Below are 18,337 nucleotides of genomic sequence, written 5' to 3'. Positions count from 1 at the left end.
TGTACCAATAACACAAACCAAAAAAGCATCATGAAATATATTTTCACAATGCTTTTTTACTTAGAACTTTAAGTCAAAATATTTAAAAATCTATTCATTCTTTCGTTCTTAGGATTTTTGAAAATTTCTTCTGGATTTCCCTCCTGAAGTATTTTCCCCTCTTCCATAAACACAACTTTATGTGCAACTTCTTTTGCAAAATTCATATTATGAGTTACAACTACCATTGTCATACCTTCTACAGCTAGTTCCTTCATTACTTTAAGTACTTCTGCTTCCAATTCTGGATCTAAAGCTGAGGTTGGTTCATCAAAAAGTATAATCTTAGGATCCATTGCCATAGCTCTGGCGATTGCAACCCTCTGTTGCTGACCACCTGATAATTCATATGGATAACTGTTTTCTTTTTCACTCAATCCTACCTTTGCCAAAAGCTTCCTAGACTTTTCTTTTGATTCTTCTTTAGAACGCTTTAAAACAGTTACTTGTCCTTCCATTACGTTTTGCAACACATTCATATGTGGAAATAAGTTAAATCCTTGAAAAACCATCCCGGTTTGCTTCCTAAATGAAATTATTTCCTTTTCAGAAAGCTTGGCATCCTTCCGAAAAACCATAGTCATATCCCCTAACGTAATTTCACCTTCATTGGGAATCTCTAATAGATTCAAACATCTAAGCAATGTTGTTTTTCCTGATCCTGAAGGACCTATAACAGCAGTAGTTTTGCCTTCTTCAATATTCAAATTGATAGATTTCAATATATGATTATTTCCTATAATCTTATCTAAATTTTTTATATCAATCATTGTACTCCTCCATTACTTAGCAACATATTTTTCAAGTCTTACTTCTATTCTTCTTTGAATTGCAGAGAGTACAGTACAGAATATCAGATAAACTACAGCAGCCTCAGTATAAAGCCATAATGGCTCATAAGTCGTTGCAGTAACTCTTTGAGCAATCTGAAACATTTCTGTTAAAGTTATAGTTGCTGCCAAAGAAGTATCCTTTACTAAACTTATAAAAGAGTTAAATAGTGGCGGCACCGAAACTCTAGTTGCCTGTGGCAAAATTATTCTTCTAAGAGCCTTATTCCTACTCATTCCAAGTGAAAATGCTGATTCCCATTGTCCCTTCGGAATTGATAATATTGCTGCTCTTATTACTTCCGAGTTATATGCTCCTACGCTTAAAGTAAACGCAATAATAGCTGAAGGTAATGGATCTAATACAACACCTATTTTCGGCAATCCATAGAAGATTATAAATAATTGCACTAATAAAGGAGTTCCTCTTATTATCCAAACGTAGAATTTTGCTATACCATTTAAAATTTTTGAATTTGATAATCTACAAAGAGCAGTAAGAAGCGCTACAATTAAGCCTAATATAAAAGATATGATGGTAACAGGCATGGTAAAAACCAAGCCTGCTTTTAATATTGGCCAAAATGCATCTAACAGAATATTAATTATTCTCGTAGTACTTTCGTCAAAAACCATTTTATATCCTACTTAGATACATCTGTATTAAAGTATTTGTTTGATATTTTTAGATAAGTACCATCACTCTTCATATCTGCTAAAGCTTTATTTATTGCATCTACTAACTCTTTATTACCTTTATTTATAAGTATAGCATTTTGATCTGCATCTTTCTTTTCTGCAGCTATCTTTACTGCAATATCAGGTTTTTGCTTCTTTAAATCATAGAAAGATAAACTATCATTTATAGTTGCATCTGCTCTTCCAGCAAGTATCAAATCGATTGATTGATTAAAACCATCTGAAGTAACTATTTCAGCACCATTTTCTTTTGCTAGCTTTCCTAAGTTACTTGTTAAAGTTTGTGCAGCTTTTTTACCCTTAAGATCTTCAAAAGTTTTTATAGTAGTGTTGTCACTCTTAACTATAAGTACAGCTCTTGAAGTTACATATGGATCAGAGAAGTCATATTTTTGCTTTCTCTCTTCATTTATTCCTACTTGATTTACAACAATATCAAATCTCTTTGCATCTAAACCAGCAAGCATTCCATCCCATTTTGTTTCAACAAACTCTGACTTTACTCCTAATCTTTTAGCAACCTCTTCTGCAATTTCAACGTCAAATCCTACTAACTTTCCAGTACTATCATGAAAAGTATAAGGTGCATAAGTACCTTCAGTTCCTATTTTAATTGTTCCTTGTTTCTTTATACTTTCTAATAAATTGGTAGTTTTAGTTGTATCGTTACTCTTTGTTGTACACCCAACTAATCCTACTGTTGCAATTAGTAAAGCGCCCATAAGCAATGCTATCTTTTTCATTCTTCTCCCTCAATTCCTAGTATTATTATCAATTTAGTATGTTATAGGTATAGTATCATTTTATCTATAATATGTCAACTTATATTATGTGTTGCTTTAACTTATATTTATAAGGTTATTTTTATAAATTTCATTAATCTTTCTTTATAGTATTCCTAATTAATTCATATAATATTATGCATACATAAAAATATATAAAAATAGAAAAATATCATCTTACAAAAAGTATAATTATACAAATAATAGAAGTATGTGTATAATGATAATTCGTTTCATGTTAAAATATAATAAAATGAAAGACCTAATACAATCACTTAATATGATTGTATTAGGTCCTTATATTTTACTGCATAGGATAGTATTAAATTTTTATACCTTCTAGCTGAACCTAGATATTTCAGTAGCTTCAGCGATCTCTTTATAAACTTCTTCTTGGTATATTATATTTTATAGCTCTTTCTATTTCTTCTAAATCTCTCTTATTCTTTGGATCTATGAAAAGACAAGTATAGCCTTCTTCACCTGCTCTACCAGTTCTTCCTATACGATGAATATACCCTTCTGCATTCTCTGGTATATCATAATTATATATATGTCCTACTCCAGTTACATCTAGACCCCTTGCTGCAACATCAGTAGCTATTAAATACTGAATTTCAGCATTTCTAAATGCTTTCATAACTTTTTCACGCTTAGACTGAATCAAATCACCATGAAGCTTTTCGCAGTTGTACCCACGTTTATGAAGAGCTTCTTCTAAGTCATCAACTCTTCTTTTAGTTCTGCAGAATATCATAGCCATAAAAGGATTATCTTCGTCTAGTACTTTACAAAGAGAATCTTGCTTATTTCTATCAGTAGTTTCAACAACTTCTTGTTTAATATTGTCTAGAGTTATATCTTGAGATTTCTTTACTGAAACCACTACTGGGTCCTTCATATATCTATAGGCTAACTTCTTAACCTGTGAATCCATTGTTGCTGAAAAGCAAAGAATCTGTCTTTTCTTTGAAGTTTCTTTCATTATAGCTTCTACTTCATTTTTAAATCCCATAAGAAGCATTTGGTCCGCTTCGTCTAAAACAAAAGTCTTTAGCCTTGATAGATCAACAGCTTTTCTTTTTATATGATCTAATAGTCTTCCTGGAGTTGCTATTATTAAATGTATGTTACCCTTAAGTTTTCTAAGCTGCCCATCAATATCTTTACCGCCATATGCAGCTAGTATATTAATATCCTTAGCTTCTTTCAATTTGTTTGCTTGTTCTGTTATCTGGATAGCTAGCTCCCTAGTTGGAGTCAATATCAAAGCTTGCACAGTATCAGTTTTAGCCCAAAGGTTTTCAAAAATAGGCAGTAAAAATGCTAAAGTCTTTCCTGTTCCAGTCTGAGCTTCTGCTATAACATCTCTACCAGATTTTACAAACTGGATACTCTCTTGTTGTACTTGAGTAGGAGTTGTAATCCCTGACTTCTTTAATACTTTTATTATTTCTTCATTAATTCCAAGTTCTTTAAAATTCATTATAATTACCTTTCTTCTTTATATAGTTTACCTTTATACACTTACATAAGATATATCACTTTAATACTTATTTTGCTTTATATATCGACATACTACTTCAAATTTAAATTTATCAAAATACTGCTTCGTAAGACCATCGAAAGCATTATTTTGAGTCTAATAATTGAAATAGTATGTTAGTTTAGAGGAATAGATATCCCATTTCCACGATCTAAAAACATACCAATAATCTATTTAACTATTAATGGTATTTCACTTAATAAATACATTTAATTGGAACTGGTATATCTATATATGAACCTCTTCACACTTAAATTTATATTTTAAAATTGCCTAACTAACTTAAATAATTTCTTTAATAAATTTGCTAACAATAATACCAATTTACTATCATCAATATTATTATAATTCAAAATAAAAGAATAGTTTAGCTACAGGTCCACTAAAGAAACTTAATTTATCTTACTCGAAAATATTTGCATCCCAGTACTTTCGATAATGCATAAATTAACAACTAGTGTCGGAACGCCATAGATAAGATATATCTCATAAATTTATAACTGCATTTTATGTAACAACTAATAATACCATATAGTTTTAATTATAGATAGAAGCTTTATTCCTTATTTATATAAATTATTTCTATATCAAACTTTTAATAATCTTTTTTTAAGTTAATTGATGAAAAAGTACTCTAAATATATGAAGATATATCTAGAGTACTTTTTATATAAATCATTCTGCTTATTATAAGGCATTACTAAAGATGTATCTTTTGATTTAGGCTATGTTTAAGAATATTGTTGAAATTGATTGGTTATACAGGAGATGCTATATGAGCGAGCAACTAGAATTAAATGATTTTTTCAGATGGAATGGCTCTAAAAAATCGCTAATCGTTCTTTATTAGTGATTTTTTTACGCATCTGCCTTTTCTGAACGTATGTGAAGAAATTCTGGCAGGCGATATATTTTTACTTTTTACTTTTTAATCAAATAACCTTTTTATTTTTTTAAATTTAAGAGATGAAAGATTTATAAAAAAGTATGGATTATTAAAAAGTAAAACTGTACTGTTCGAACGTAGTGAGTTTACAGTTTTAGCCATGGAATATGACAAAATCATATTAATTCTTTGCGTAAGCTCATTAAGGATGAACAACTCTACTCCTAAAAATATAAATTCAATTATAGAGTTGTTCATCTAAAGAGCGTCGGATGATTAACCAATCAATTTCAACACGGTGCTTTAACAGCGCCTTAATTTAAAATCAATTTTCCAAGCTAAATTATTGGTGTATCAATAATTTCAACTTTTTTCACTCCAATTTCTTTTACAAGATTTTCAATATAGTTCATTCTCGCTTTTGTTGGAATTTTATCTTTTATTTTTTCCTTTTGAGCTTCTTTCAAGCCTTCAGTATGAACTCTTATGAGTTTATATATAACTTCAGGATAATTTTTAAGAACATTAGCTACAGTAACAACTGTATTATCTAAATCCATCAAATCTTCAATCAATACGGTTCTTACCTCATATACTTTATCAATACTCAAAAGATACTTTAGATTATCTAAATTATTTTTCATCTTTGTATCACACAAAGATTCCAACTTATCTATAGCTTTTATATCAACCATAAACTTATCTGTGACTTCTATAAGCTCCGAGATACTATCTCTATCAAAAAAGCCATTGGTATCTACGAAACAAGTTAGACCTAGCTTCTTAACTTTCCTAAAAAGCTCAGTTATAAAGGATGCTTTTAATGTTGGCTCACCACCTGAAACAGTTATACCTCTTATAAAAAGCTTGTATTCCTCGATTATTTCAACTAACTCATCTACACTGTAGTTTTTTGTTCTTGGCGAAGACTTAGTTTTACATGTCTTTATACACTTATCACATTCAACACATAATTTATCATCAAAAAACACTCTTCCATCTATCTCTTTAATAGCTTTTACAGGGCATCCTGGAACACACAATTTACAATTGGAACAAAGATTTATAGTCTCAGGATTATGGCAATAGACACAACTAATATTACAACCTTGAAAAAATATAGCCAATCTATTGCCTGGACCATCTACATTTGAGAAAGGTATAATTTTATTTACAGGAACTTTATTTTCCATCTTTTCTTACTCTTCTATCAAGAACATGTGCCATAGTATTTGAGCCAGAGCCTAAGATATCTGTATCTCTAAGCACTGCTTCACCTTCTCTTACTTTCATTATCTCACTTTTCTTAACAAGATAACCAGTAACTCTTATTAAATCAGTATTGTGAAGGTAAGTAGTTAGATATCTTCCACCAGCAGCAAATGCTCCATCAATAATATCTAATACAGCATCTAGCTTATTTAAATACGTTTGATCCAAAGCAAACAAATCACCAGTGCCAGAAGTAAAATAAACATGGAAAGGCATTGCTTGCTTTATATGAACCGGAAGAATTGGTTCTTCTCCAACTGGCACTCTATGAGCTGGAGTGTTGTTGTGATCTTCTTCACTTAGGCTTGCACCAACTTGTGCATGAAGAAGATATTTATTATCAGTTCTCTCGCAATAAACAGCTTCATGTTCATTTGCAATCTTTTCAATAAGCTTCAATATACTATGAGCTATTTCATCCCCTCTTTTAGAAGTCCCAAATCTTTCTTCTGATCCTTCAAGGTTTAAAACATAATTAACTGCATCAGCAAGCCCAACTATACCAAACATTGCAGAAAAATTCTCTCTTCTAAGAAAACCTTCTTTCACTAAGAAAGAACTTTCAAAGAAATTTGATTTTTCCACTAGAAACTTTATTCTTTTATCCATCATTGTTGCCATGGCTTTTGTTACTTTAGGTAGCTTTTCATTTAAAAGCTCTTCAAGAGAATTTATTCCTTTAACTATAGTTCCAAGTCGAAGTCTTGGAAGAGTATACGCCCCTCCACCGTTTGGTAGTGCATTATAACAGCTTACTATTCTATGATCACCAACATCCTCTGTATATTTTTTATTGTTACTAAAAGATGGCTTGGATACTTTCAAACAAGCTTCTGCTGCTTTTAAAGCAAAGTCTCTTGGAGTAATATCTTTATCATATCTTATAGACATATTAGGTGTTGGATTTTGAAGTTCAACTATAGCTCTTAATATTAATTCTCCTGCTCTAGTTTTTTCTGGACCTATATCAGCATGGCAGAAAGAATCTACAATAGTTTTATCAACGTGGTTTAAAAATCTCTTTATCTTTTTATAATCACTTTCTTCATCTGTTATAAAAGGTTCCATAAGCTTATCCAAATCTCCAATATATACAGGGAAAGAAGTTATAGATGGTATATGAACATATAATATTAATAAACTATCAAGTAGCTCGTCTAAATCAGTTGGAGCTTTTAAATCTAAAAACTCACAGCCTTTTTCTAGTAAGACAGAATAATCAGGCACTATATATCTTGGTCTGTAGATTGCATAGCCTTCATTAAGGTCACAAATCATTTCATCCTCTATATATTTCATCTCATCTTCTGTATATCCTAGAATATCACGTGGATCTAAAAGTCTTTCTGCAACATTAGCTAAATTGTAAAGCTTTTGTTGGTAAGTTAAACTTTTACTTGTCGCTATATCATAAATATCGCTAATCTTAGATATCATAAAAGTACCTCCTAATTTATATATATTTCTTAAATTTTTTATCGTATTAATTATCTTTACATAAGTTTGATAAGTATAGCTTTACTTAATAGTTATTAAACTTACTCCACGTGAGCAAAATCTCTAAAATATAAGATTAATTCTTAAAACTTAAGTAATGCTTTTCTTATATTACATATTTGATTATAACCCATTTTATCGACATTTTAAATAAACATGTGCTTATAGACATCAAATTACTATTTTTTCTTTAATTGATATTTATTATTACAAAATCCATTACTAATTAGGACATCCTTCTATACTTTTAATGAAAACGATATTATAATATACTTATAAGCAATAGAATTTTATTTTTTGCGGAGAGGAGCATTGCTCATGGAAAAATCAAAAAAGGTTTCAATTACTTTTTACGGTATTATAATAGGTCTATTTCTTATTACAGGTGTTATAAATATAAATAAAAGCTGGGGTGGTCCAACCTTTATTTTCTTAGCATTTTTATTTATGATGTTTGCTGCAATGGACTTTCTTTCAAGAGGAAAACTAAAGAAAAATGTTGTAGTTAATAATGCTGTTCCTAAGAATAATATTAAAAGAAACACAAAAAAGAAAAAGAATAAAAAAAGATAGACTATTACATAAGGAATGTATATCCTTAGAGAATTATTCAATGTAAGCTTACCCTAGAAATAAGAACTTTTAAACCTTAAGCCACACAATTATTTACTTTGATTGTGTGGCTTTATTCATCTTGCATTAAAATACCATTCTTGATACCATATAAAAGGAATTAAAGTTATAAAGATGTACCACTTCAAACCGAAATCTATTTTTAAAACTCTCACGGCTTCTGGTGAGAGAATTTAAAAATAATAAGTTTTATTACGAAGTAGTACATCCATAGTATTGGTTTAAAGGAGATTTTTTATGACTGTAGAAAATGTTAGTGAAATTGCTCTTATGGCAGGCAGCATACTATTAGAAAATGGTGCTGAAACCCATAGAATAGAGGGAACTGTTTCATCTATTTGTCAATCCTATGGGCTAAATGCTGAGTGCTTGTCAATGTCCAATGGTATATTATTATCAACACAGGATTCTGAGAGCAAAAAGATTACATCAATGAAAAAGGTGTGTCCTAAGCAAGTTGATTTATATAGAATAGAACTTATAAATTCTTTTTCAAGAAAGCTTAAAAATAATAAGGTGTCTTATGTAGATGCAATAAAAACACTGGAATCTATACAGAATTCTCCCACTTTCACTTTTCCTGTCCGTATTTTTGCTTCTTGTATGACTGGATTTGTTTACTCATTGTTTTTTAATGGTTCACTTATTGATGGAATAGCTTCAATATTTGTATGTCTTATTACTTATTTAATTACTGAAAAGATTTCAAACTTTGGGATCTCTCAATTTTTCAAGTATTATTTAGCTGGTTTTATTATTGGTGGAACAAGCTTGCTATCACACATACTACTTCCTTCTATAAAAGAGAATAACGTAATAACTGGATCAATTATGATTCTACTTCCTGGAGTAGTCCTCACAAATGGAATAAAGGATGTTATTTTCGGTTATTTCTCTGCTGGTATAGCTAAATTCTGTGAAGCATTAATAATTATAACAGCTGTAAGCGCAGGAGTAGGTACTGCTCTACTTATTGGAATGAAAGGATTCTAGTGATATGTCGATAAAAATGATAACTTTAGCCTTTGTAGGAAGTATATTTCCTGTAATATTATTTAACATTGATAGAAAAAAGATCATCTTTGCAGGAATAGGAGGAGCCCTTGGTTGGATTGTATATAGTATTGTTTTAAATAAGACAAGCAGTGAAGTGTTAGGTTCATTTTTTGGAGCTTTAGTTGTAAATGCATATAGTGAACTAATGGCGCGAATTATAAAAACTCCAGCTTCCATGTTTTATGTACCTGGTATCTTTCCTTTAGTCCCAGGAATTACAGCCTACAGTACTATAACCTACCTTGTTCAAAGTAATTTCACTGCTGCACAAAATAGCGGAGTACTAATGCTTGGAATTGCTGGAGCTATTGCCTTTGGAATTATGCTATCCTCAACATTTTTTGGATTTATATCAAAGATATATAAAAATTATATTTAATCATATTTTTTTACTACTCATGATTATCTTACAAAAAAATGAGGGAACCTATATAGGTTCCCTCTAAATATTTACGTGTAAACAATAATTTTAATTTTAAAAAAATAAGAAACATAGTGATGTGGTTAGCACTAATAAAGATAATTTATCACCTAAGTACAATCTTTCGACTATAAAAAAGCACATCACTACCAAATATTAATGGTTCACTCGACCTTATTAGATATTTACACAACTATATATAACCTTTCGGCTATATATAACCATTACAACACCTAATAAAATCTTATCTCGACCTTATATGATAAGTTGGAACCTTATTATGATCAAAAAGATGACCATAATAAAGCTTTTCCTAACCATATAAAATCTACTATATCTGAACAAAAGCAGTTCCAGGCTGCAACCATTCAGAATCACTTATAATGTTAGTATAAACTAGTTTCATAAGCATTGCCTTATCACTATGTTCCTTACGATATTAATATAACCTTTATACAGAATTTAATACGCGTATTTTTAAAAATTTTTTAAAATTTTTAAACACAGTATTTCTAAGAATTTTGTAATTTCATTAAAGAACACTTTTCTAGCCTTCAAGCCTATTATTAATGTTATACAATTAATTTAATCATCTTAATTTAAAGCCTTCTTTAACTCCTAATAACTTCATATGTTTCTCCAACTTTTGTTTCAAAAGTAATTATAGATTTTTCTTCATCGTAGTTTGCAACAGACTTATTATTACACAATACTGTTATATTTTCTTTTGAATATATATTACACAGTTGTCCAGCTTTAGAAAAAATAGTCGCTTTAACTAGATTACAATTACTCCATATAATATCAACTTCAAAACCACCACGTGCACATAATCCTTTTAGTTCTCCATTGCTCCAGGCTTTAGGTAATGCTGGAAGGAATTTTATCCATCCTGCATGGCTTTGCATTAACATTTCTGCTATACCTGAGCTTCCTCCAAAATTTCCGTCAATTTGAAAAGGAGGATGATTGTCCAATAAATTTGGCAAAGTAGATTTTATTAGCAAAGCCTCTATATTCTTGTATGCTAAATCGCCCTCTTCCAGCCGTGCCCACATATTTATTATCCAAGCTCTACTCCAGCCAGTATGCCCACCACCATAAGTTAATCTTCTTTCAATAGTTCTCTTTGCTGCAGCTGCAAGTTCTGGAGTCTCTTGTAAGTTGATTTGATTTGATGGATGTAATGCAAAAAGTTGCGATATATGTCTATGGCCAGGCTCTACCTCATCGTAATCTTCAGCCCATTCTTGTATCTGTCCATATTTTCCTATGGTTGGCTTAGGCAGTCTATCTCTTAATCCACATAATTTATCTCTAAACTCATGATCACAATCTAAAATATTTGAAGCATTTATACAATTGGAAAATAATGAAAATAAAATTTGACTATCCATAGAAGGACCTATACATATACAACCAGTTTGTCCATTTGGCAAACTATAAGTGTTCTCAGGAGATACTGAGGGACAAGTAACTAACTGTCCCATTTCATTTTCTATTAGGAAATCAACAAAAAACAATGCTGATTCTTTCATGGTATCATATACTTTTTCTAAAAAAGCATAATCTTTAGTAAAATCATAATGTTCCCATAGGTGAAGACATAACCATGCAGCTCCCATTGGCCACTGAGTTGCTGGCATCCATAAGTCTTGTGGAGCTGTATCTCCCCAAATATCAGTATTGTGATGGCATACAAACCCTCTGCAATCGTACATCTTCTTAGCAGTTATTCTTCCTGGAGCTCGCATCCTTTCAATATGATCAAAAAGTGGTGTGTGAAGTTCAGAAAGATTACAGGTTTCAGCAGGCCAATAGTTCATTTCTGTATTTATATTAATAGTAAATCTTCCTCCCCAAGGTGCTATCATATCTTTATTCCATATTCCTTGAAGGTTAGCAGGAAGAGTTCCTGGTCTACTACTGCTTATTAATAAATATCTTCCATATTGAAAATATAGACTTATTAATCCTAAGTCCTCTTTTCCTTCCTGCAGCCTCTTAAGCCTTTGATCTATAGGCATTTTTGCAACTTCTTCATCACCATCTAGTCTTAAAGTTACTCTATCAAAGAATCTCTTGTAATCATCAGTATGGCCATTCTTCAAATCACTATAAGATTTCTCAATAACTTTTTCTATAATCTGTCTGCACCATTTTTCAGGTTCATCTTTATAATAATCAGTTCTCGCAGTGAAAAAGAGTGTCACCTCGTCTGCATTTTCAACAACTATTTTATTTCCTATGCTGTAGGTATTTCCTCCATCAGCTTTTACCTTAACCATAGAGCAAAATCTAATTCCTTCTTCGCTTCCGCTTTTTCCTTTTAAAACCACTGTATCCTCAGAGATAGCATCGATGTGATCAAAATATCTTTCTCTACTCAGATTCAACATAAGAGAAATACAATTTTTTTCGCTTGAAGAGACTTTCATTACCATAACTTTGTCAACTGCACTTATAAATATCTCTCTTCTATATTCAACCTCACCTTGCTTGTACTTAACCTCTACAATAGCATTACTTATATCCAAAGACCGTTCATAATCAGTGATTTCTTCAGAATCACCATCGAAAGTTAAAAATATATCTCCTAAGGATTCATAATGGCGTGAGTCTTCTGGCGTACCAGCCATAGCTAATGAAGTCAATTTCTCAGCTTCTTTAATATTCCCCTCAAATAAAAACTTTCTTATCTCAGGAAGATATTTAAGTGCATCTTTATTATTTCTATCTCTGGGCCCACCATCCCAAACGGTTTCTTCATTAAGCTGAATCCTCTCAGATTTTATTCCACCGAAAACCATAGCTCCAATGCTACCATTTCCTATTGGTAAAGCTTCATTCCAATTGTCTAATTCAGCTGGTTTTGTATACCATAATTTCAATATAACAACCTCCTACTACTGTTTATACTTCATACATATTTCTATTAAGGTTATGTTTTAAAAAATTGTTAAAATTAAGTGGTTATACAAGAGATGCCTAACCACTTAATTTTAACCAGGTGCTTTAACTGTTCTTTTATTAAATGACTCTAAAAGACCTAAGCTTTATACCTTTATTTAATTTTATATATAGATCATGTACTCCAACCACTGGCTTTATTTCAAAACATACTTTTGTGCACCAATCAGAATCAGCTGATTTCAGGTATCTATATGAAGCTATTGCAGAGTTTTCAATAGAATCTAAAAAAAGCTCTATAGCTATATCATTATTTGAGATCAATATCTCACACTTGCTTATTTCTGATGTAAATTCAATGTCATTAAATCTTAGATAACTTTCATCGCTAATAGCTGCCACACAGTCTTCTCCTGGTTGCCATTCCTGGATTATAATATTATTATAATCATCGTAATTTTCAGCAAAGATTTCTTTTCTACACTCTCTGTTTTTTAAACAGCTTCCATTAACCTTAATTGTTTTCTCTAATCTTATATCCTTAGAAGAGCTTCCTATCATGATAGTATAGAAGCCTTCTTCTAATAAGAAATCATTAGATCTTACATCCCAAAACGCTAAATCTTCTGACTTTAACACTAGTTCAACTTTCTTACTTTCCCCTTTCTTAACCGTTAATCTTTTAAAATCTTTTAGTTCCTTAAAGGGTCTTTTGACTTTAGAATTATTTGATTTTACATAAAGCTGAACTACTTCATCACTGTCAAATTGTCCAGTGTTCTCTACATTAAAGCTTATTGTAATCTGTCCAAATTCATCAATTTCTTCTGAAGAAAACTGTAAGTCTTTATATTCAAAAGATGTATAAGTAAGCCCGTGTCCAAAAGGATATAATGGATCTCTATCAAAATACATATAAGTTCTATTGCCTTTTATGATGTCGTAATCATTTATTGGCGGAAGTTGTTTTAAATCTTTATACCAAGTCATGCTTAATCTTCCTGATGGACTGTAATCACCAAAAAGCACATTAGAAATCGCACTGCCAAGTTCTTGACAGCCATGGGCTGTATAAAGAATTGCTGGAATATTCTCGTCAATAAAATTAATAGCAAAAGGATAACTCCCCACCACAACTACAATGGTGTTTGGATTTGACTCATATACTGCTTTAACTAATTCTTCTTGAGCTTTAGCAAGAGTTATATCTTCCCTATCAATTTCCTCCTTACCATTAATCACTGGATTGTTTCCTACAAAGACCATGGCTACATCACTATTCTCAGCTGCCTTGACAGCTTCACTTTTTCCATCAAGTATTTTTTCTATCTTTAGCTTGTCTTGTAAATTCAATCTATTATGATCTTCAAGACTATTATTAACTTTATCTTGCATATCATTAACCTTTAAGTAACTGTCTTGATCCAAGTACAAGTTACTGTTATTCCATGAATTTATTGATACATTATTATTTTTACATTCTTTTACTTTAAAAACTTCTCTAACAAACCATCCAAATACTTCATCAGCATTAGCTGTTATATCTTTATCATTGGTTGTTAAATACTTGTCCTCACTGATTGATCTTAATGTACAGCTGTCCCAGCCCCAGTCACTAAGTTCAAATTTTTCATTTTCCTTTGATGACTCATTACCAAACATAAGATTTTTACTAGCATTATCAACCTTCAAAGTTTTTCCGCTATCTATATTCTTTATTTTTACAATATCATTCCCACTACAATAAGAAACTTTCTCTCTTCCTAATTTATCTATAATCCCTTCAAGAGGAGTAATCTTGTACTCATGTCTACCTGTGTACCAATCTCTGTAAACAACATCAGCTAGTGGCCCTATTACGGAGACCTTCTTTAAGTTTTCTTTCTTCAGTGGAAGGAAAGAATTGTTATTTTTCAATAAGACGATAGCTTCTTCTGCAGCTTTTTTAGCTACTTTTTTATGATTCTCACAATTTAAGATGCTTTCAGGAATACTTTCATATGGATTAATTTCTTGAGGATCGAATTGACCTAATTTAAACCTGACTTTAAAGATATTTTTTAAAGAGTTATTTAGATCATTTTCAGATAAAAGCCCCATATCTATAGCTTCTTTTGTAGCTGAAATTACCAACTCTCTATCATCCGTCATTACATCTACTCCATTTTTCAGAGCATTTGCTATGGTTTCTGCATGAGTTTTATAATATTTGTGATATTCTACTGTCTGGCTCATATCGCCACCATCACACACTATAAAACCATCACAACCCCATTTATCTTTTACAATATCCTTAACTTCATGATTAACGAGGCAAGGCCTTCCGTTTATTTCATTGTAAGCAGTCATCATAGAAAAAGCTTTTCCTACTGTGAAGGCTTTTTCAAAGGCTTTTAGATAATATTCGTGCTTATTTCTTGGATCAATGCTGCTTGAACAGAAAATCCTTCCTTCCTCATTGTTATTACCATAAAAATGCTTAGGTGCTGGTACCATTTTCAGATAAAATTCATGATTTCCCTGCATACCTTTTATGAGTTCTGCTGAAAGCTTTCCTGTAAGACAGGGATCTTCACCATAAGCCTCTTCTGTTCTCCCCCATCTTGGATCTCTTTCCATATCAATGGTAGGAGCCCATAAAGTTAAGCCCCCTTCTTCATTATTTTTCTTATAATAAACTCTTGCTTCATCACCAATAATGCCACCTATTTCTTTCATAAGTTTGCTATTCCATGTACAGGATAAGCCTTGTGGTTGAGGAAAAACTGTTGCTGTGCCAAGATTTGATACTACCCCATGCGCCGCTTCTCCACCAACGTTATAAGCTTTTATTCCTAATCGCTCAACCTCTCCCTGCCTTGTTGGTATCATAGAGATCTTCTCGTCTAAAGTCATTCTTGATATTAAATCATCAATTCTCTCAATTAAAGGTAAGCTTGGATTTAAATACGGATACATATGTTTACTAGTTTTAAAAATATCATTTTTCATTACTATTCTCCTTAACTTAGAAATTTCAGCTCATTTATTAAACTATAATTTCATAGCTATTTTAAATACTTATTATGGTTTCAATCCACTTTCTTGCTATAAGTTCATGTCCTGCAGCAGTTGGATGTACTCCATCCCAAATCCAATATTCTGGTTTATTTCTCTCACATGCATTATTGAATTCGTCTTGTAAAGGCACAAATACGCAATTATACTCTTTTGCAATCTTTCTTGATGCTTCCTGACGTTTTTTTATCTCTTCAAACCAATAGTTCCAGTTATCTTTAACACCGGCAACCGGAAGAATAAACGGTTCACAAATTACAATAATTATTTTTGAATTTACTTCTTTTGCCTCTTCGATCAAAAGTTTATAAATCTTTTCATATTTTTCGGCTGAGATTTCTGCCTTAGCATTTAATTCCCAAACTATATCGTTTACTCCAACTAATATGCTTAAGATATCTGGCTTTAAATTTAAAGTATCTTCCTGCCATCTACCATATAAATCCAATATTCTATTACCGCTTACACCTCTATTAAGAAACTCATAATTCTTTTCAGGCTCATCAGCTCCAAGTCTTGCAGCTATTATATATGCATATCCGTGACCTAAGAAATGATTTGGGTCATTATCACGAGTTCTATTACCATCAGTAATTGAATCACCTTGGAATAGAACTCTGCAATTATTTTTAAAATTCATATATAACCTCCTAAAAGCTCAACTTTGTTGCAATTTTTTCTTCTAATATAAGTAAATCCTTAGAATCTATTGTGACTAGTCCAAGTTTCTTTTCTCCAGTTAAAAGATCTACATATACATTTTTATCTAGTTTAATCTCAACACTATATTCATTATGATTTAGTATAAATATATATTTACAGTCGCCCTTTACTCTCTCTGTTATTTCTACACCCTCAATATTTTCAAAATTTGATGATATATTTTTCTCATTACATACTTGTTGTATAAAGTCATTAATAAACAATTCCTCTGGATCTGATGCTATATAATATGCTTTTCCTTTTCCAAACTTATTTTCAGTTATTACAGGAAAATCCTTGTAGAAATCACTTCCATAAAGAGCTAGTGCTTCTGCACCTTCAAGGTGAAGAATGTCACATAACATTCCACAGCTATATTCATCACTTAAATTAGTTGATTTATTAACTACTTTTATACTGTTTTTCATATGAGGGAAAAGAGCATCAATTTCTTCTACCCAAATACCTAAAACCTTTCTCAATTCACCAGGATATCCCCCTAATGTGACTAAGTCATTCTCATTAACTATTCCACTAAAGAAGGTAGTTATAAAAGTCCCTCCATTTTCTACGAAATTTTCTATATTATCTGCAACACCTTTTTTAACCATATACAGTAGCGGAGCAATAACCACGTCATATTTAGAAAAATCCGCTTCAGATTTAACAAAATCTATAGATATGTTTTTATCATGAAAAGCTTTATAATATTTCTCAATCTGCTTTAAATAGTTTAGCTCTATAGTTGGACCACTAGAAAGTTCAACCGCCCACCAATTTTCCCAATCGAAGACTATTGCTACCTTAGCCTCTATTCTAGAATCAATTATTTTATCCTTAAGAATAGTAAGCTCCTCTCCAAGCTTAGTGCATTCTCTAAACACTCTTGTATCTTCATGTCCAACATGTTCAATTACTGCACCATGATACTTTTCACATGCACCTATAGATCTTCTTAGTTGAAAAAACATAACTGTATCTGCTCCATGGGCAACAGCTTGATAGCTCTGAAGTCTCATAACGCCTGGACGTTTTAAGCCGTTGTAAGGCTGCCAATTTTGTTGGCTTGGAGTTTGCTCCATAAGCATAAATGGCTTTCCATCTTTTAGTCCTCTCATAAGGTCATGCCTTAAAGCAGTAACATACATTGGGTCTATTAATTGAGGATAGTTATCCCAAGATATAACATCCATTTTTTCTGCCCATTTAAAATAATCTAAAGGTTTAAAAGTTCCCATTAGATTTGTTGTCACACATAGATCAGGAGTAATTTCCTTGATAATCTTGTATTCCTCTAAATAACAGTTAAAAATAGCTTCAGACATAAACCTATGATAATCTAATGAAATTCCTTGAAAATTCGATCTATCTCTGCCATTATCTTTCCACATCTCACTTATTCCAGATGGCACAACTATCTCATCAAACTCATAAACAGTATGTCCCCAAAAACTCATATTCCAAGCTTTATTTAAATTTTCAATAGTTCCATATCTTTTCTTTAACCAAATCCTAAATTCTTCTTCACAATGATCACAATAGCAGTAGTTTCCATACTCATTACCAATATGCCATAATAATAGTCCTGGATGATTTTTATATCTCTCAGCAAGTTTTCTAGTTAGTTTTGTAGACATATCCTTATAAATCTCACTGGTTGGGCAAAAGTTCACTCTTCCCCCATGCTTTCTCTTCCTTCCATCAAAATCAACTGGCAGCATTTCTGGATACTTTTTAGACATCCAAGCAGGTTGTGCAGCCGTAGAAGTAGCAAGACACACATATAAATCATTTTCAGCAAGCTTATCCATAATCCTATCTAGCCACTGAAAATCATATACTTCTTCTGAAGGTTGCAGCTTCGCCCAGCTAAATACCGGCAAAGTAACTACATTAATATTTGCTTTCTTAAATAGTCTTATATCCTCTTCAAGTACTTCTTCTGGCCATTGGTCAGGATTGTAATCTCCACCATAAAACATAAAAGGTAACTTTTCATTTATCATA

13 protein-coding genes are annotated in these 18,337 nt (G+C 31.5%); 3 read left to right on the top strand and 10 right to left on the bottom strand.

The features are described from left to right. Nucleotides 1-68: 68 nt before the first annotated feature. The 6 genes from OCU55_RS06730 to OCU55_RS06705 all read right to left on the bottom strand — a co-directional run bounded on the left by OCU55_RS06730 (nucleotide 69) and on the right by OCU55_RS06705 (nucleotide 7,491). Nucleotides 69-809 carry an amino acid ABC transporter ATP-binding protein gene (locus tag OCU55_RS06730; RefSeq protein ID WP_261851561.1) on the bottom strand — a complete coding sequence of 247 codons (741 nt, stop codon included), beginning with the start codon at nucleotides 807-809 and terminating at the stop codon, nucleotides 69-71. Nucleotides 810-821: 12 nt separating this feature from the next. Next, nucleotides 822-1,505, bottom strand: a complete 684-nt coding sequence (locus tag OCU55_RS06725; protein ID WP_261851560.1) for an amino acid ABC transporter permease — start codon at nucleotides 1,503-1,505, stop codon at nucleotides 822-824. An 8-nt stretch (nucleotides 1,506-1,513) separates the two neighbouring features. Further along, nucleotides 1,514-2,311: an amino acid ABC transporter substrate-binding protein gene (locus OCU55_RS06720; protein WP_261851559.1), complete on the bottom strand. Its 798-nt coding sequence runs from the start codon at nucleotides 2,309-2,311 to the stop codon at nucleotides 1,514-1,516. A 418-nt stretch (nucleotides 2,312-2,729) separates the two neighbouring features. After that, nucleotides 2,730-3,836, bottom strand: a complete 1,107-nt coding sequence (locus OCU55_RS06715) for a DEAD/DEAH box helicase (protein ID WP_261851558.1) — start codon at nucleotides 3,834-3,836, stop codon at nucleotides 2,730-2,732. Between the two features lie 1,284 nt (nucleotides 3,837-5,120). Further along, on the bottom strand, nucleotides 5,121-5,975 hold the full coding sequence (locus tag OCU55_RS06710; RefSeq protein ID WP_261851557.1) for a YjjW family glycine radical enzyme activase: 855 nt from the start codon (nucleotides 5,973-5,975) through the stop codon (nucleotides 5,121-5,123). Beyond that, nucleotides 5,965-7,491: a YjjI family glycine radical enzyme gene (locus tag OCU55_RS06705; protein WP_261851556.1), complete on the bottom strand. Its 1,527-nt coding sequence runs from the start codon at nucleotides 7,489-7,491 to the stop codon at nucleotides 5,965-5,967. Before OCU55_RS06705 ends, OCU55_RS06710 begins: the two co-directional genes overlap by 11 nt. 378 nt (nucleotides 7,492-7,869) lie before the next feature. Here OCU55_RS06705 and OCU55_RS06700 point away from each other — a divergent pair, with 378 nt between their 5' ends. From OCU55_RS06700 to OCU55_RS06690, 3 genes are all read left to right on the top strand, one after another. After that, nucleotides 7,870-8,124, top strand: coding sequence for a hypothetical protein (locus OCU55_RS06700; protein WP_261851555.1), 255 nt, complete (start codon nucleotides 7,870-7,872; stop codon nucleotides 8,122-8,124). Between the two features lie 297 nt (nucleotides 8,125-8,421). Further along, complete coding sequence (locus tag OCU55_RS06695) at nucleotides 8,422-9,177, top strand: threonine/serine exporter family protein (RefSeq protein ID WP_261851554.1); 756 nt, start codon at nucleotides 8,422-8,424, stop codon at nucleotides 9,175-9,177. Nucleotides 9,178-9,181: 4 nt separating this feature from the next. Next, nucleotides 9,182-9,619 (top strand): threonine/serine exporter family protein, encoded by a 438-nt coding sequence (locus OCU55_RS06690; RefSeq protein WP_261851553.1) that lies wholly within the window; start codon nucleotides 9,182-9,184, stop codon nucleotides 9,617-9,619. Nucleotides 9,620-10,272: 653 nt separating this feature from the next. Here OCU55_RS06690 and OCU55_RS06685 read toward each other — a convergent pair. The 4 genes from OCU55_RS06685 to OCU55_RS06670 form a co-directional block, all read right to left on the bottom strand. Next, entirely contained in the window at nucleotides 10,273-12,552 is a 2,280-nt protein-coding gene (locus tag OCU55_RS06685) for a glycoside hydrolase family 95 protein (protein WP_261851552.1), read from the bottom strand. Between the two features lie 139 nt (nucleotides 12,553-12,691). After that, nucleotides 12,692-15,562: a glycoside hydrolase family 3 protein gene (locus OCU55_RS06680; protein ID WP_261851551.1), complete on the bottom strand. Its 2,871-nt coding sequence runs from the start codon at nucleotides 15,560-15,562 to the stop codon at nucleotides 12,692-12,694. Nucleotides 15,563-15,623: 61 nt separating this feature from the next. Further along, nucleotides 15,624-16,268, bottom strand: a complete 645-nt coding sequence (locus OCU55_RS06675) for an SGNH/GDSL hydrolase family protein (protein ID WP_261851550.1) — start codon at nucleotides 16,266-16,268, stop codon at nucleotides 15,624-15,626. 10 nt (nucleotides 16,269-16,278) lie between these two features. After that, a complete protein-coding gene (locus OCU55_RS06670) occupies nucleotides 16,279-18,336 on the bottom strand; it encodes a beta-galactosidase (protein WP_261851549.1) in 2,058 nt (685 codons plus the stop codon). Between the last annotated feature and the right edge of the window lies 1 nt (nucleotide 18,337).

Source organism: Clostridium folliculivorans (assembly GCF_024341905.1).
Taxonomy (GTDB): Bacteria; Bacillota; Clostridia; order Clostridiales; family Clostridiaceae; genus Clostridium_AR; species Clostridium_AR folliculivorans.
This window is presented reverse-complemented; position numbering and strand designations above follow the sequence as displayed.

What these genes read in the sequence shown, in the direction of transcription:
- OCU55_RS06720 (WP_261851559.1), bottom strand. Translation starts at nt 2,311, where the DNA reads ATGAAAAAGATAGCATTGCTTATGGGCGCTTTACTAATTGCAACAGTA.
- OCU55_RS06700 (WP_261851555.1), top strand. Translation starts at nt 7,870, where the DNA reads ATGGAAAAATCAAAAAAGGTTTCAATTACTTTTTACGGTATTATAATA.
- OCU55_RS06670 (WP_261851549.1), bottom strand. Translation starts at nt 18,336, where the DNA reads ATGATAAATGAAAAGTTACCTTTTATGTTTTATGGTGGAGATTACAAT.
- OCU55_RS06705 (WP_261851556.1), bottom strand. Translation starts at nt 7,491, where the DNA reads ATGATATCTAAGATTAGCGATATTTATGATATAGCGACAAGTAAAAGT.
- OCU55_RS06680 (WP_261851551.1), bottom strand. Translation starts at nt 15,562, where the DNA reads ATGAAAAATGATATTTTTAAAACTAGTAAACATATGTATCCGTATTTA.
- OCU55_RS06675 (WP_261851550.1), bottom strand. Translation starts at nt 16,268, where the DNA reads ATGAATTTTAAAAATAATTGCAGAGTTCTATTCCAAGGTGATTCAATT.
- OCU55_RS06730 (WP_261851561.1), bottom strand. Translation starts at nt 809, where the DNA reads ATGATTGATATAAAAAATTTAGATAAGATTATAGGAAATAATCATATA.
- OCU55_RS06715 (WP_261851558.1), bottom strand. Translation starts at nt 3,836, where the DNA reads ATGAATTTTAAAGAACTTGGAATTAATGAAGAAATAATAAAAGTATTA.
- OCU55_RS06725 (WP_261851560.1), bottom strand. Translation starts at nt 1,505, where the DNA reads ATGGTTTTTGACGAAAGTACTACGAGAATAATTAATATTCTGTTAGAT.
- OCU55_RS06690 (WP_261851553.1), top strand. Translation starts at nt 9,182, where the DNA reads ATGTCGATAAAAATGATAACTTTAGCCTTTGTAGGAAGTATATTTCCT.
- OCU55_RS06710 (WP_261851557.1), bottom strand. Translation starts at nt 5,975, where the DNA reads ATGGAAAATAAAGTTCCTGTAAATAAAATTATACCTTTCTCAAATGTA.
- OCU55_RS06695 (WP_261851554.1), top strand. Translation starts at nt 8,422, where the DNA reads ATGACTGTAGAAAATGTTAGTGAAATTGCTCTTATGGCAGGCAGCATA.